General features: G+C 33.2%; 1 protein-coding gene. It reads right to left on the bottom strand.

Annotated elements, in window-relative coordinates; all coding sequences use genetic code 11:
* Positions 1 to 279: 279 nt before the first annotated feature.
* On the bottom strand, positions 280 to 1,542 hold the full coding sequence (locus ACVCZW_RS00180; protein ID WP_452231305.1) for a serine hydrolase domain-containing protein: 1,263 nt from the start codon (positions 1,540 to 1,542) through the stop codon (positions 280 to 282).
* Positions 1,543 to 1,719 lie beyond the last annotated feature (177 nt).

Here is a 1,719-nt window from a genome sequence, read left to right as displayed (position 1 = left end):
AATCAAACAGAATCCAATCCGTAACGTTTTTCAGATTACATTATTCATCTGAGTAATTATTCCCTTGTTGGAAGTTCAGACTTATAGATTTTCCAATAATTTTTGTTGGTGAGTAACTTATAGATAACGGTCTTGTGTATGTTTAGTTGCGCGGTTAAGCAACTAATTTAGTAAACAAATACTTACCATAGAAAATTCCGAAGGAATTTTCCAAATAAGCACTTACCAAAGCAATTAAATATACACGTTGTTATGCTCTGTTTTAATTTATTTCTTTTATTAATCAAAAAGGTTTGATTTAGAAACCTGTCTTGAAATATCATCTAATTCGTTATAAACTCCATTATCATCGGCAGTTCCAAAAAAGGCTATCACTAAATTTCGAGAAGGTGAAATGTAAAGACCTTGTCCGCTAAAACCACCTTTATAAAAATCTCCGTCTTCCATTACTTTGTCCCATTGATAGGTGTTGTGATGAACAGCTTCTTTATCAAGCGTGTAATTTTCAGAACCGTATGCAGTTACCAAATGAGGACGACCTTGCTTTTGAATTTTATCAAAATATTCATTTGAAACAAAAGCATTTTCAGTTGAACGACCTTCGTTCAGAAACATATAGCCAAATCGTGCTAAATCTCGAAGTGTAGAATTCATTCCTGCGTGAGAAATACTAGTGCCATTTGTTTGAGTAATAAATGCATCAGATTCCGCACCTATTTTTCGCCAAATTTCACGTTCAATATTTTCTGCATAGGTAAGACCTGTGATTCTCTCTATGAGGCAAGAGAGAACGAATGTGTTTACTGAAGTATATTCAAATACCTCTCCAGAGGTTTTTGCAGATGACAAGGTTTTAATGTGGTCAAAAGCATTGTCTGCGGTTTTTTCTGTTCGTTTTAGAAATCCAAGAGCTGCTTCAAATTGATAGTAACAAGTTTCAGGGTTTTCAAAAGCACCATCAACCCATTCACGACAATCAATTCCTGAAGCCATATCGAGAATGTCAATAACAGGAACGTTTTCCCATCCAGACCCTTTAAGTTCGGGTAGATAAAGTTCTATTGGTTTTGTTACATCAAGTTGTTTTCTGTCTTCCAAAATTGCTATAAGAGTTGAAGCAAACACTTTAGATACTGACCAGTAAAGATGCCTATCGTTTGGAAACATTCTTGGGTAGGCTTCATATACAATACGGTCTCCTTGCAATATTATCATACCATCCACTTTCTCGCTAGTTTTGACATAGTCTTGAAGTGTCATTTGTCCTAATTCAGAAGTAACAACAAACTCCTCGATTTCATTGCGGTAATCTTCTTTCAGGCTTTTAATATTTCCTTCTCTATTGATAATGGCGTGAGTCCAAAATTCAGGCATATTTAAAAATATATAACGAGAAATTTCACCTCCATCATCCCAATTGTCCAAATTCCATTGCTTAAATACGGATTGAATTTCCTTATTTGAAAAACCATCATAAGATTGAGCAAATAAATTTGAATATGGAACAATTAATAAAAGAAGTAATAGTCTGTAATAGTTCATTTTTTTCAAAGATGTTCGGTTTTTAGAAATTGAGCATAACGTATACGTATATGGAAAGTAGCGTTTAAATAATGACTTGTCTTTCCGGCTTGTATATATTTTATAAAGAAACAAAAAATATTGATTAAACAACCAATTAGCTATTTTATATATACGTTGTTATGTTTAGTAATTTGG

This window comes from Lacinutrix sp. MEBiC02595, from assembly GCF_053601555.1.
This window is presented reverse-complemented; position numbering and strand designations above follow the sequence as displayed.